At 60.1% G+C, this 12044-nt stretch carries 13 protein-coding genes; 9 read left to right on the top strand and 4 right to left on the bottom strand.

From position 1 onward, the window contains the following. Positions 1-235: 235 nt before the first annotated feature. The 6 genes from IWX87_RS02045 to IWX87_RS02020 are packed head-to-tail and all read left to right on the top strand — an operon-like array spanning position 236 to position 5279. On the top strand, positions 236-727 hold the full coding sequence (locus IWX87_RS02045) for a MarR family winged helix-turn-helix transcriptional regulator (RefSeq protein ID WP_196861857.1): 492 nt from the start codon (positions 236-238) through the stop codon (positions 725-727). After that, on the top strand, positions 724-1578 hold the full coding sequence (locus IWX87_RS02040; RefSeq protein ID WP_196861856.1) for an enoyl-CoA hydratase family protein: 855 nt from the start codon (positions 724-726) through the stop codon (positions 1576-1578). Before IWX87_RS02045 ends, IWX87_RS02040 begins: the two co-directional genes overlap by 4 nt. Positions 1579-1616: 38 nt before the next feature. After that, the gene (locus IWX87_RS02035; RefSeq protein ID WP_196861855.1) at positions 1617-2798 is read left to right on the top strand and encodes an acyl-CoA dehydrogenase family protein; all 1182 of its coding nucleotides are present in this window, start codon (positions 1617-1619) and stop codon (positions 2796-2798) included. Continuing rightward, positions 2795-4447, top strand: coding sequence for an AMP-binding protein (locus tag IWX87_RS02030; protein WP_196861854.1), 1653 nt, complete (start codon positions 2795-2797; stop codon positions 4445-4447). Before IWX87_RS02035 ends, IWX87_RS02030 begins: the two co-directional genes overlap by 4 nt. Continuing rightward, positions 4444-4887 carry a thioesterase family protein gene (locus IWX87_RS02025; protein ID WP_196861853.1) on the top strand — a complete coding sequence of 148 codons (444 nt, stop codon included), beginning with the start codon at positions 4444-4446 and terminating at the stop codon, positions 4885-4887. Before IWX87_RS02030 ends, IWX87_RS02025 begins: the two co-directional genes overlap by 4 nt. Then, positions 4884-5279 carry a RidA family protein gene (locus IWX87_RS02020; protein WP_196861852.1) on the top strand — a complete coding sequence of 132 codons (396 nt, stop codon included), beginning with the start codon at positions 4884-4886 and terminating at the stop codon, positions 5277-5279. The genes IWX87_RS02025 and IWX87_RS02020 overlap by 4 nt, the downstream gene beginning before the upstream one ends. A gap of 379 nt (positions 5280-5658) precedes the next feature. Here IWX87_RS02020 and IWX87_RS19520 read toward each other — a convergent pair whose 3' ends face one another. Then, positions 5659-5802 (bottom strand): hypothetical protein, encoded by a 144-nt coding sequence (locus IWX87_RS19520; RefSeq protein WP_231376509.1) that lies wholly within the window; start codon positions 5800-5802, stop codon positions 5659-5661. A 216-nt stretch (positions 5803-6018) separates the two neighbouring features. On the opposite strand from IWX87_RS19520, the gene IWX87_RS02015 reads away from it, so the two are divergent. Beyond that, on the top strand, positions 6019-7035 hold the full coding sequence (locus IWX87_RS02015) for a hypothetical protein (protein WP_196861851.1): 1017 nt from the start codon (positions 6019-6021) through the stop codon (positions 7033-7035). A 152-nt stretch (positions 7036-7187) separates the two neighbouring features. Here IWX87_RS02015 and IWX87_RS02010 read toward each other — a convergent pair whose 3' ends face one another. Next, the gene (locus tag IWX87_RS02010) at positions 7188-7574 is read right to left on the bottom strand and encodes a response regulator transcription factor (RefSeq protein WP_196861850.1); all 387 of its coding nucleotides are present in this window, start codon (positions 7572-7574) and stop codon (positions 7188-7190) included. A gap of 453 nt (positions 7575-8027) precedes the next feature. Here IWX87_RS02010 and IWX87_RS02005 point away from each other — a divergent pair, with 453 nt between their 5' ends. Together IWX87_RS02005 and IWX87_RS19985 are read left to right on the top strand one after the other, a co-directional pair. Then, the gene (locus IWX87_RS02005) at positions 8028-9161 is read left to right on the top strand and encodes a HAMP domain-containing sensor histidine kinase (RefSeq protein ID WP_348535229.1); all 1134 of its coding nucleotides are present in this window, start codon (positions 8028-8030) and stop codon (positions 9159-9161) included. 151 nt (positions 9162-9312) lie between these two features. Further along, complete coding sequence (locus tag IWX87_RS19985; RefSeq protein WP_196861849.1) at positions 9313-9933, top strand: RcnB family protein; 621 nt, start codon at positions 9313-9315, stop codon at positions 9931-9933. A gap of 116 nt (positions 9934-10049) precedes the next feature. Here the strand turns inward: IWX87_RS19985 and IWX87_RS01995 are convergent, their stop codons facing one another. Continuing rightward, entirely contained in the window at positions 10050-11357 is a 1308-nt protein-coding gene (locus IWX87_RS01995; RefSeq protein ID WP_196861848.1) for a Y-family DNA polymerase, read from the bottom strand. A gap of 24 nt (positions 11358-11381) precedes the next feature. Continuing rightward, positions 11382-11822, bottom strand: a complete 441-nt coding sequence (locus IWX87_RS01990) for a LexA family transcriptional regulator (protein ID WP_196861847.1) — start codon at positions 11820-11822, stop codon at positions 11382-11384. Positions 11823-12044 lie beyond the last annotated feature (222 nt).

Genomic DNA, 12044 nt, shown 5'->3' with positions numbered 1-12044 from the left:
ATCCACCTGTGCAAAGCCGACCGCAGCCTGGAACTTTCAAGCGGGTGCTGAATGGGTTGGAGTCATGGGGTTGTGGATTGCGGGTCAAGCCCGCAACGACAAAAGAGAAGATGAAGCGCATGCAGGGCGCTGGGCAGCTGTTTAAAAACTCAGGAAGAATTTGGCTTCAGCGCAATCCTGCCGAGCGCAAGCAGCTATCAAATATATAGCATTAATGACCGACAGGAAAAAACCGATGGACATGGAAGCACGCGGCCACAGCGAACACCCCGAAGCCCTGCGCCTGTGGCTGCGCATGCTGACGCTGACGCAGCTGATTGAAAAGCAGGTGCGCACCCAGTTGCGCGAGCAGTTCGGCACCACGCTGCCGCGCTTTGACTTGATGGCGCAGCTTGAACGCCAGCCCGAGGGGCTGAAGATGAACGAGCTGTCGCGCCGCATGATGGTGACCGGCGGCAACGTCACCGGCATCACCGACCAGCTGGTGGCCGAAGGGCTGGTCGAACGCATCAAGGTCGAAGGCGACCGCCGCGCTTACCGGGTGCGCCTGACGCCGCCCGGCCGCGCCCTGTTCGCCGACATGGCGCTCCAGCATGAAGGCTGGATCGTCGCCGCTTTCGACGGCCTGTCGCCTGCCGAGGTCGAAGCCCTGCACCAGCTGCTGGGCAAGGTCAAGCAGCATTACCACCACGACACCTCACTCGACACCCCACTGGAAACTGCATGAAACACTACATCGGCCCGGCCAACCCCATGCATGCGCAATTCGATGCGCTGGGCGCCTACCAGGCGCAGCATTTCGCCTATGCCTTCGACGACGGCGTTGCCACACTGACGCTGAATCGCCCGGAGCGCAAGAATCCGCTGACCTTTGCGTCCTATGCCGAGTTGCGCGACCTGTTTCGCGCACTGAACCACGCCACCGACGTGAAGGTCATCGTGCTGACCGGCGCGGGCGGCAACTTCTGCTCGGGCGGCGATGTGCATGAAATCATCGGCCCGCTGACCAGGATGCGCATGCCCGCGCTGCTTGAATTCACCCGCATGACCGGCGACCTGATCAAGGCCATGCGCGCCTGCCCGCAACCCATCGTGGCGGCCATCGACGGCATTTGCGCCGGTGCCGGCGCGATGATGGCACTGGCGTCCGACCTGCGGCTGGGAACAGCGCAGGCCCGCACTGCCTTTTTGTTCACCCGCGTCGGTCTGGCCGGCGCGGACATGGGCGCTTGTGCGCTGCTGCCGCGCCTGATTGGCCAGGGCCGGGCGTCGGAATTGCTGTTCACCGGCCGCGCCATGAGCGCTGAGGAAGGCCTGCAATGGGGCTTTTTCAATGCGCTGCATGCGCCCGAGGCGTTGATGCAGGCGGCGCACAAGCTGGCGCGCGACCTGGCCAGCGGCCCGACCTTTGCGCACGCCATGACCAAGACCATGCTGCACCAGGAGTGGGCCATGACGCTGGACCAGGCGATTGAAGCCGAGGCGCAGGCACAAGCCATCTGCATGCAGACGCAGGACTTCACACGTGCCTACGACGCCTTTGCCGCCAAACAAAAACCGGTGTTCCAAGGCGACTGAACCCGCCCCAAACACACCCACGCAGAAAGACCTTGCCCATGACCCCCACAACCACCCACCTGGCGCTGCCTTTCTTTGACGACGTTCACCGCGAACTCGGTGCGCGGCTGGCCGACTGGATTCCCGGCCAGCAGGTCGATGAACACGACGACCGGCGCGCCTGCCGCGAATGGGTCCAGCGGCTGGGCGATGCGGGCTGGCTGCGCTACTGCGTACCGGCGGGTACTGACGGCGCATGGGGTGGTGCGTTGCCCGCGCTCGACTCGCGCGCGCTGGTCATCCTGCGCGAAACGCTGGCCTTTCATTCGCCGCTGGCTGATTTTGCGTTCGCCATGCAAGGCCTGGGCAGCGGCGCCATCACGCTGGCCGGCACACCGGCGCAGCAGGCCGCTTACCTGCCGCAGGTCGCCAGCGGCGAAAAAATAGCCGCCTTTGCCCTGAGCGAAGCCGATGCCGGGTCGGACGCCGGCGCCATGACGACCCGCGCGGCCCAGGCCGAAGGCGGATGGGCCGTCAACGGCAGCAAGACCTGGATCAGCAATGGCGGCATTGCCGATTTCTACGTCACCTTTGCCAAGACCGACCCGGCAGCGGGCACACGCGGCATCACCGCCTTCATCATCGACGCCAGCGTGCCCGGCCTGGACGCCAGCGAGCACATCGCCGTGATGTCGCCGCACCCGCTGGCCACGCTGAAGTTCACCGATTGCCGGCTGGAAGGCGATGCGCAACTGGGGCTGCTCAACGGCGGCTTCCGGCTGGCGATGCAGACGCTGGACATCTTTCGCGCCTCGGTGGCCGGTGCGGCGCTGGGCATGGCACGGCGCGCACTGCTTGAGGCGGTGCGACATGCCAAAACCCGCCAGATGTTCGGCCAGACGCTCGCCGACTTTCAATTGACGCAGGCCAAAATCGGTGAAATGGCGGCCTTGATCGATGCGGCGGCGCTGCTGACCTACCGCGCCGCCTGGCTGCGCGACGAAGGCGAACGCCGGGGCAACCCGGTGCGGGTCACGGCAGAAGCCGCGATGGCCAAGATGACCGCGACTGAAAATGCCCAGCGCGTCATCGACATGGCGCTGCAGCTGCACGGCGGCCTGGGCGTGAAGGTCGGCACCAAGGTCGAAAGCCTGTACCGCGACATCCGTGCATTGCGCATTTACGAAGGCGCCACCGAAGTCCAGCAACTCATCATTGGCAAGGCGGTACTGCAATCATGAACACGACCTCCCCTTCAACGACCGCTCCGGCAGGCAGTGCCGCGTCTGCACAGACCGACCGCTTTGTGCATGACCGCCTGCCGCCGCCAGACCAGTGGCCCCGGCGTGTGTATCCGCCTGACAGCGACATTCCGGCGCAGGCCAACCTGGTCGAGGTGCTGTTCAACCGGGCTTTTCAAAACGGCAATGGCGACCGGCCGATGCTGCGCTCGGACCGCATCACGCTGAGCTATGCCGATGCCCTGGACCGCGTCAACCGTATCGCCCAGGTGCTGACCGAGGATTTTGGGCTGCAGCCCGGCAACCGCGTGCTGCTGCGCGGCGGCAATTCCATCGGCATGGCGCTGGCCTGGCTGGCCGTGGTGCAAGCCGGCGGAGTGGCTGTTGCCGGCATGCCGCTGCTGCGCGCCAAGGAACTGGGCGAAATCATTGCCAAGGCCCAGCCCCTGCTGGCGCTGTGCGACGGCGCGTTGCTGGAAGAACTGCAGATTGCACAGTCACGCGGCGGCACGCTGCAGACCATCATTCCCTTCAACCTGATGAACGCCCCCGGCTCGATGGCGGTGCTGTCGGCGCAAAAAGACGGCTGTTTCACGCCCTGCCCGACCGCCAGCGACGACATTGCCCTGATGGCCTTCACCTCGGGCACCACCGGCAGCCCCAAGGCGGCAGTGCACAGCCACCGCGACGTGCTGGCCGCTTGCGAAGCCTGGCCGCGCCATGTGCTGCAGGCCCGGCCTGACGACATCGTCATGGGTTCGCCGCCGCTGGCTTTCACCTTCGGCCTGGGCGGCCTGTTGATCTTTCCAATGTGGGCTGGCGCGTCGGTGTACTACCCGTCGATTTCCTACACCCCCGAGGCGATGGTCCAGCTCATCCAGCAGGTCGGAGCGACCATTTGCTACACCGCGCCAACGTTTTACCGCCAGATGGCCGCGTTTGCCCGGCTGCATGGCGTACCGGACCTGCGGCTGTGCGTGAGTGCGGGCGAAAGCCTGCCGGACGCCACGCGCCAACTCTGGAAGGACGCCACCGGCATCGAGATCATCGATGGCATCGGCGCGACCGAGATGTTTCACATCTTCATTTCCTCGACACCCGGCGACGTGCGTCCGGGCGCCATCGGCAAGGTCGTGCCCGGCTATAGCGCGAAAGTGGTGGATGACAACGGCGCAGAAGTGCCGCTTGGGCATATCGGCCGGCTGGCGGTGATGGGCCCGACCGGCTGCCGCTACCTGGACGACGAGCGCCAGCGTAATTATGTGAAGGATGGCTGGAATTTCCCCGGCGACGCCTTCACGCAAGACGCGGACGGTTACTTTTTCTACCAGGCGCGTGACGACGACCTGATCATCACCGCCGGCTACAACGTCGCCGGCCCGGAGGTCGAGGACGCACTGCTCAAGCATCCGGCGGTGGCCGAATGCGGCGTGGTCGGCATTCCCGATGCCGACCGGGGCATGGTTGTGAAAGCCTTCGTGGTGCTCAGGCCTGGTTACATAGGCGATGCTGCCTTGGCCAAGGCCCTGCAAGAGCATGTCAAGGCCATGCTCGCGCCGTTCAAGTACCCACGCCAGATCGCCTTCATGGCGCAGCTGCCGCGCACCGAAACCGGCAAGCTGCAGCGCTTCAAGCTGCGCAAGCCATGAAGTTCACCGTCCACAAGCGCGTGCGCTTTCAGCACTGCGATCCGGCGGGCATTGTTTTTTACCCGCAGTTCTATGTGCTGCTGCATGAGGTGCAAGAGGATTTCCTGGCGCATATCGGCTTTCCCGAGCACGACCTGATTGCCAAAGGGATGGGCCTGCCTATCGTCGACATGAAGACCGAATTCCTCGGCATGTGCCGCCATGGCGATGTGCTCACCCTGACGCTGGAACTGACGCGCATCGGTGGCGCCAGCCTTGGCATGCACTATGAAATTCATGCGCCAACGCATACCCCAGGCGCACCACCAGCTATTAAATTAAGAGCGCAAGGCGTGGTCGTCCATTCAACTGTTCCGCAGGGCAAGACGGTGCGCATTCCGGACGATTTGCGCCTTGCCCTGCAGCCCTTCCTCCAGACACCTTCGGAATCCACACCATGATCACCAGACTTCAGCCACCCGAATGGGCAGAACCCAAAGGCTATGCCAACGGCATCCTCGCGCGTGGCGACCTGCTGTTTGTCGGCGGCCAGATCGGCTGGAATGCGCAGCAGCACTTTGAAAGCGATGACTTTGTCGCCCAGACCCGGCAGACCCTGCAAAACATCATGGCCGTCCTGAAGGCTGGCGGCGCCGGTCCCGAGCACATGGTGCGCATGACCTGGTACATCGTTGACCGGGTCGAATACTCCACCCGGCTGAAAGAAATCGGTGCGGTTTACCGCGAAGTCATGGGCCGAAATTTTCCGGCCATGACCTGCGTGCAGGTCGCAGCGTTGATTGAAACCCAGGCCAAGGTAGAAATCGAAGTCACGGCCGTGTTAGCGGGCTGAAATCAGGCGCCGCCTTCAAGCAGACTGGATTTTCAGAAAATACATGGAAAAAAAGGGACCAAGAACAGAATAAAAGCTGTGTAGCCTCGCTTCACTTCTACGCAATCGCAACAATTTGTTGCCGCAGCTTCACGGCGCGTTAACACAATCACTGAAAAAACTGTCGTGTTTTTAAAGCTCCAAGACCGCGCTGTCAATTCGCTGCAGAACTGTTTTCTCCTCTTGCACGGTCCTTTTTCAAGCCTTTTTAACGAATTCTCTACCACAAGCGGCACTTCATGACGTGGCCACCCGGTCTTGTGGTTACTTGTTATTTCGCTAGAAACCGTGTGTTACTTCACGCTGGTTGACCCTCATTAGCTCGACGGACAAAATCCGATCACTTTTCGTTCACCGGCTTATAGGCCGCCTTCGAATGAATTGCAGCCTGGGAAAGCATCGCCTGATAACGCGTGCCAAGCCCTGGCTTCGCTGCCCGGCGCCAAGCTGAATTTTCAGCATTGTGTGGTTGCCAGGCTTCCATTTAATCCGCAGTCGTTCGGTTCATTCATTGGATCAAATGATCCTTTCACGCCCAAAACTCAACATGATGCATTCACGTTTCAAATTCAATTCGATCACCAAAGCCCTGACTGGCGCCCTTGTCCTTTGTCTGGGCCAGGCAGCCAGCGCTGCAGAAGTAGTCCCGTATTTTCATTCCTGGGGCGGTTCGCTGAATGATGCGAAACAATCTGCCGGCATGAACAGTGCCATCCTTTCCTTTGCCGTCACCAACGGCAACTGCGCGCTGGTTCCGGATCTGACGAACAAGCTCCCGGACGCACGCAAGTTCGTCGAGTCCGGCGGACGCTTGCTTATTTCCTTTGGCGGTTCGAATGGCGTGTATGCCGAAGTTGCCTGCAGGGACGATGACCAGCTGTTCAGCCTGATGGAAAACCTGATGCGCGACTCGAACAACCGCCGCTTCGATTTCGACATCGAAGGCCCTCAGCTCAAGGATGTGGGCGCCACGGCCCGCCGGGCGCGTGTTCTGGCGCGGCTGCAGGCGAAGTATCCTGACCTGTATATTTCCTTTTCCCTGCCTGGCTGGCTGCTAGGCTTCAATCCCGACTCCATTAATTTATTGAACACGACCGTTGCAGCTGGCGTGCGAATCGACATGGTCAATGTGATGGCGCAGAGCTTCGGCGTCTCGAACCTGCGCACCATGGTCCCCTCGAACAGCGTTGGCGAAGCGTCGCTCATGACATTCCGCGCTGCAGCCAACCAGATGACGTCGATCTTTCGCAACAAGACCCAGTCACAGCTTTACGCGATGATGGGCATCACGCCGATGATTGGCAAGAACGACGACGGTTCGAGCTTCACACTTGACGATGCGCAAATGGTTGCCAACTTTGCCAAGCAAAACGGCGTAGGCATGATTTCCTACTGGTCCTTTCAAAGAGACCGCGCACAGGCTTACAACGGCTCGACCAACCTGTCATCGTTCAGTGGCGTGGCGCAGTCTGACTTCCAGTTCTACAACATCTTCAAGTCTTCTGGCGGCTTTGTGGCCTCAGCTTCAACACCAGCCCCAACCCAGCAAACCGCCATAGCGGGAAGCTGCAGCGCTGCCGGCTGGAGCCAGGGCAAGCAGTACGCGGCGGGCAGCATCGTGACCTATTCGAACAACAAGTTGTATAAGGCCAAATTCGCCAACCCTGGCTACAACCCGACCATCAGTACTTACTACTGGTCGCAGTACTTCTGCTAAAGGCTTGGGGGCCGGCCTGAATCTGGTTTCAGGCTTGCACACTTCACTGCGACAGGCCAAAGTCCGAGACAGGGCTTTGGCCAGATGCACCGGCTGGAATTCGCAAACGCATGGCGGACGTTTTCAATTCGGAGCCGCCAGGTATTTTCGGCTCAGGGTGCGTCCTGATGATTGACACTTTCCTCAAATACGTAGGACGTGAACTCGTCGAGTTCCGTTGACTTGTCAAAAAATGCATTGGCACCGGCAGACATGCACAGTTCACGCATTTGCGGGGTCGGATAATTCGTCAGCACGACAACTTTCTGCGCAAGCGTCGGGTGAAGGCGCTTGATCACCTCCAGCCCGTTGCCCTGGGCAAGCCACAGGTCCACCACCACCACATCCCAGGAACACTGGTGCGTGCTCAGCCAGCGGCAGGCCTCGCATTCGCTTCCTGATGAGCCGATCACACGCGTGCTGGTCAATTCCTCAAGGGCTTCGGCCAGCCACTCCAGAATGATCGGGTTGTCTTCAACAATGTAGATTCTCAACTGCATGAACAAGCGTAACCAGCGTCCTGCCGGAAAATGTAGGACGCCTGCTTTCCTGCGCCTAAGGCGGGCGCGCCCTTTCCGTCCTTTTCCTGGCCAGGCCAGCCGTCTGCTGCGCACCAAATGCGCGCACGTTGACCGCTATGTGCGGCAACGCACATACTGTTTCATTGCGATGTGTTAATTTTTGTGTGAAATACCTGAGAGGCTTGACAGGTATTTTCTTGCCAGTCCATCTGTTTTCAGAATAAAAAAGGCTTGCAGCGCATGTTCAGAAAGCGCCAGCAGCTATAAATTCTATAGCAGTTAATGCCTAGGAAGATTCACTGCTGCAAGGAAAATCCAGCGTGATTTGCGTTGGTTTCCACAGATCCGATAGCGCTTGTGCATTGGGCGATCGCAACGTCAGTGGACTCCGTTCATTGCAAACAAATGCTTGACGCAAGGAACATTGACACCATGATGAACGAGTTTTTAGCCAACAATCGCGACAGCCTGATTGCCCGGTGCATCGAAAAAGTCGCCAGAAGGCCCAAACGCGCCGCGACCGAGCAGCAGTTGAAAAACGGCGTTCCGATGTTCATCGACCAGTTGACCCGGACACTGAAGGCCGAGCAAGACAATCAAGACGGCATCAGCCTTCAAATTTCCGGCCCGTCGGGCGGCGATGTCTCCAGGTTGTCCGAGATGGGGCTGACCGCGACGGCGCACGGCAAGGCATTGCTGCACCTAGGCTACAGCGTGGACCAGGTCGTGCATGACTATGGCGACCTCTGCCAGGCCATCACCGACCTGGCCTTCGAGCGGGATGCGCCTTTCAGCATTGACGAATACCGCACCTTGAACCGTTGCCTGGACAATGCCATTGCGGACGCCGTGAGCGAATTCAGCGCCCAGCGCGATGCGGCCCTCACGGCGCAGCGCGTCATCCATGAGAACCAGCAGCTTGGCTTTTTGATGCACGAGTTGCGCAATGCGCTTGGCACGGCCAGCCTTGCGGCCACCGCCATGGAGATAGGCAACCTGACACCGGCAGGGGCCACAGGCGCGGTGTTGAGGCGCAGCCATGCGGCCATGGCCAGTCTCATCAGCAACGCCCTGGCCGAGGTGTCTCTTAAAAACAAGGCTTCCGGACAACAGCCGCTCCTCTCGCTGGCAGCTTTCATTGCCGACGCCAAAAGCGACGCTGACCTGTATGCAACCACGCAAGGGTGCCGCTTCACCGTGGCCGATGTAGACCCGCGCCTGGGCATCAAGGTCAACCACGACCTGCTACTGGCCGCGCTGATGAACCTGCTGCACAACGCCTTCAAGTTCACGCACCGGCATACCGAGGTGACGCTGGAGGCTTACGCAGTCGGCGAGCGCATCCTGATCGACGTGAAGGACCACTGCGGCGGCCTGCCACCCGGAAACACAGAAAAGATGTTCAAGCCGTTCAGTCAGCGCAGCGATGACAAAACGGGCATGGGCCTGGGCCTGTCGATTGCCCGAAAAAGCATTGAGGCCGACGGCGGCACCCTGAGCGTTCGGGACAGGCCGGGCACAGGATGCACGTTCACCATCAACCTGCCACGCCACTCTCTGGACTGAGCAGGTTGGGGCAGCAAAGCCTGTCCGGACGATGAAGGACTTTGGGCTTCATTCCGGGATGGGTGTGCCTTTAGCCGCATGCCCGGGCAAGTCGCACCCAGCGGGTGCAGCAATATGCGCGCGTATCCTACAGCTATCCGTCCGTAACGGCGTGAAACTTACTGATGAGCTTATTTCCAGCTCGATGGACTACACAATGACATACTTCCGCCCCTCTACCGCCCCACGCCGTCTTGTCGCGCTGGCCCTGGCATCCCTTTTTCTTGCGGCTGCCCCCGGCTTTGCCAAAGACCGTGGCGATGAAGGAAACGACGAGGGAAAACACGCGCAGAAAGAATACCAAAAAGCCCAAAAACACGCCGAAAAAGAATATTACAAAGATCGCAAGGATGACCAGAAGCAGTATCAAAAGGCCGAAAAGCGCGCCGAAAAGCGCCAGCGTGAAGACATCAAGCAAGGCCGCTATTTTGATGACCAGCAACGCACGGTTGTCCGCCAGTATTATTTCCAGACGTACGGCAATGGGAAAAACTGTCCTCCGGGACTGGCCAAAAAACACAATGGCTGCATGCCTCCAGGGCAACTCCGGAACTGGCAAGTCGGCCAGATGGTGCCCAGGGGCGTCATGGTCTATACCGTTCCCCAACCGGTGATTCGCTTGCTGCCGCCTGCCCCCTACGGCTATCGCTACGCCCGAATCGGTGGCGATATCGTCCTGGTGCAGCAGCAAAACAACCTGATCGTGGACATCATCATCGGCCTGCTCGGCTGATCTGATTCGAGCCCGCTGCGTTGCGGACATCAAGAACGACGCAGTTGCAATGCCTGCGCAGCGGTCAGAGGAGAATGCCTTCTGCCATCCACGACAAACTTTACCCGGTCCGTTATTTATGCCTTCGCCACAGGCATGTCTGCCCAGCACGTCGTATACCCCGGCGTGAGCCTTTCTTGCTTCATGGCCCAGGTCTTCGGGTCTGCTGCCAGCGTGCCACTTGCCATCTGCACCGTGCCCCGGCCATAGCGCTGGTTGAGTTGGTCCATTGCGGTCATCAAGCGCTCTCTCTGGATTCTTTCAGGGACACCGCCGTGGTCCAGATCCAGCTCTGCCTGTTGAACCGTATTGGCTTGCAACTCCAGCAGCATGGCTCCTGCCTTGGCCAGCTGGTAACCCGGCCGGTAGATGGCACGAAGCCCCCTGAGCGCTGCCGCGACGATCACACCCGTATCCGCACTGGGCCGGCGAAGCGGCATGCTGATCGAGCGGCTGTACTGGGGCGCTTGCCGAAACGGGCTGGTGCGGACAAAGACCAGCACTTGATTGCACAAACTGCCCTGACGGCGCAACTTGTGCGCTGCCCGGCTGGCAAATTCAGTCACGGCTTGGCTCAAGTCGATCAGGTCCGTGACCGGCTGCCCAAATGAACGGGTGCAGGCAATTTCCTGCTTGCGAGCCGGTGCAAGCTCAAGCTCGATACACGCCATGCCCTGCAACTCGCGCACTGTGCGCTCCAGCACCACCGACCAGCGCCTGCGCACCATCGCCGGGTCCAGCCGGGCCAAATCCAGCGCCGTATGCACACCGTTTTCCTTGAGCTGCGCAGTCATGCGTCGCCCGACACCCCAGACCTCGCTCGCCGCCGTGGCGGCCAGCGCCTCATTGAGCGCCGCGGGCGTGAGTTCGGCCAGGTTGCACACCTGGGCCAAGCCTGCCGGGTAGCTGCCGGGTTTGCGTTCGGCGGTCTTGGCAATATGGTTGGCCAGCTTGGCCAGTGTCTTGGTGGCGCCCATGCCGACGCAGCAAGGAATGCCAATCCAGTCCAGGATGCGCGTCCTCACCTTGAAGCCACGGTCTGCCAAGCAGCCTCGCACACCCGCAAGGTCAATGAACGACTCGTCAATCGAGTAGATTTCCTGGGCAGGCCCCAGTCCGGCGGCCAGGCTCATCATGCGGTCACTCATGTCGCCATACAAGGCAAAGTTGGCCGACAAAGCCACAAGGCCCGCCGATTCGGCCATATGCTCGATTTCGAACCAGGGCGCGCCCATGGCAATACCCAACGCCTTGGCTTCGTTGGACCGCGCAATGGCGCAGCCGTCATTGTTGCTGAGCACGACCACCGGATGGCCTGCCAGGCTGGGACGAAACACCCGCTCGCAGCTGACATAAAAGTTGTTGCCATCGATCAGGGCGTACATGGAAACAGCACGTTTTGCTTGTTTTCAGGCAATGAATTGCTTGATGCAAGCAGTGACTACGCCCCAGACTTCAAGAGTCTGGTCGTCATGCGGAACGATGTCAGGATAGGTGGGATTGGCAGCCTGCAGTTTGATGCGTCCACCCAGCTGGTACAAGCGCTTGACGGTGAACTCGCCATCCACCACAGCCACCACGATATGCTTGTGACGGGGTGCGACAGCACGGTTCACGACCATGATGTCATTGTCAAAAATGCCCGCTTGCACCATCGAATGCCCCTTGGCACGCAATAAAAAGGTTGCCTGCGGATGCGTGATGAGCACCTGCGTGAGGTCAATGCGCTGGGCGCCCAGGTCTTCGGCGGGTGATGGAAAACCGGCACAAACCCGGCTGATCAGCAGCCTTGCCAACAGCGGCGCGTCGGAGACAGGCACCGGTTGAGTTAGCAAAAATATACTGTTCATGCATACAGTATAGAGCGCTGCAGGTTTTTGACCAGTTTGTTTGCAGTTCGACTTTTGAAAAAGTGATGGGCGCAACATCAGGCGCAAAGTTGAAGACTGAATCGCCCCGGGTTTGAACTGAATCGCCCCGGGTTTTGAGGAGGCTCAAATCTCTGAGAGGATTGAGCCATGAAGAAGTCAAACAAGTTTTCACCCGAGGTTCGCGAACGCGCAGTGCGTATG

It is taken from the genome of Polaromonas sp. CG_9.7 (assembly GCF_015752205.1).
Taxonomy (GTDB): domain Bacteria; phylum Pseudomonadota; class Gammaproteobacteria; order Burkholderiales; family Burkholderiaceae_C; genus Polaromonas.
The sequence above is the reverse complement of the archived record's forward strand: the minus strand, read 5'-3'. Positions and strand labels throughout refer to the sequence as shown.

What these genes read in the sequence shown, in the direction of transcription:
- IWX87_RS02010 (WP_196861850.1), bottom strand. Translation starts at nt 7,574, where the DNA reads ATGCAGTTGAGAATCTACATTGTTGAAGACAACCCGATCATTCTGGAG.
- IWX87_RS02035 (WP_196861855.1), top strand. Translation starts at nt 1,617, where the DNA reads ATGACCCCCACAACCACCCACCTGGCGCTGCCTTTCTTTGACGACGTT.
- IWX87_RS02040 (WP_196861856.1), top strand. Translation starts at nt 724, where the DNA reads ATGAAACACTACATCGGCCCGGCCAACCCCATGCATGCGCAATTCGAT.
- IWX87_RS01990 (WP_196861847.1), bottom strand. Translation starts at nt 11,822, where the DNA reads ATGAACAGTATATTTTTGCTAACTCAACCGGTGCCTGTCTCCGACGCG.
- IWX87_RS02005 (WP_348535229.1), top strand. Translation starts at nt 8,028, where the DNA reads ATGATGAACGAGTTTTTAGCCAACAATCGCGACAGCCTGATTGCCCGG.
- IWX87_RS02025 (WP_196861853.1), top strand. Translation starts at nt 4,444, where the DNA reads ATGAAGTTCACCGTCCACAAGCGCGTGCGCTTTCAGCACTGCGATCCG.
- IWX87_RS02015 (WP_196861851.1), top strand. Translation starts at nt 6,019, where the DNA reads ATGAACAGTGCCATCCTTTCCTTTGCCGTCACCAACGGCAACTGCGCG.
- IWX87_RS02020 (WP_196861852.1), top strand. Translation starts at nt 4,884, where the DNA reads ATGATCACCAGACTTCAGCCACCCGAATGGGCAGAACCCAAAGGCTAT.
- IWX87_RS02030 (WP_196861854.1), top strand. Translation starts at nt 2,795, where the DNA reads ATGAACACGACCTCCCCTTCAACGACCGCTCCGGCAGGCAGTGCCGCG.
- IWX87_RS01995 (WP_196861848.1), bottom strand. Translation starts at nt 11,357, where the DNA reads ATGTACGCCCTGATCGATGGCAACAACTTTTATGTCAGCTGCGAGCGG.
- IWX87_RS19520 (WP_231376509.1), bottom strand. Translation starts at nt 5,802, where the DNA reads ATGGAAGCCTGGCAACCACACAATGCTGAAAATTCAGCTTGGCGCCGG.
- IWX87_RS02045 (WP_196861857.1), top strand. Translation starts at nt 236, where the DNA reads ATGGACATGGAAGCACGCGGCCACAGCGAACACCCCGAAGCCCTGCGC.